Source organism: Blautia sp. DFI.9.10 (assembly GCF_024461705.1).
Taxonomy (GTDB): Bacteria; Bacillota; Clostridia; order Lachnospirales; family Lachnospiraceae; genus Blautia_A; species Blautia_A fusiformis.
This window is the reverse complement of sequence record NZ_JANGAA010000081.1, coordinates 1-221: the sequence shown is the minus strand read 5'-3', so window position 1 is coordinate 221 and position 221 is coordinate 1. Positions and strand designations below refer to the sequence as shown.

General features: G+C 55.2%; 1 rRNA gene. It reads right to left on the bottom strand.

Annotated elements, in window-relative coordinates:
* Nucleotides 1-221, bottom strand: a 23S ribosomal RNA gene (locus NE671_RS15770); the annotation flags it as partial.

Sequence of the window (221 nt, the reverse complement as noted above, 5' to 3'; positions counted from 1 at the left end):
ACTTCCCACAAGGTTCCTCGTGTCTCGTGGTACTCCGGATCCTGCTCAGTCAGCTCTGCTTTCACGTACGGGGCTTTCACCCTCTCCGGCCGGCTTTCCCAAAACCGTTCTGTTAACTTCGCTGAATCTTAAATGCAGTCCATGACCCCGGCATGCACGCACACCGGTTTAGGCTCCTCCGCGTTCGCTCGCCGCTACTTACGGAATCGATGTTTCTTTCT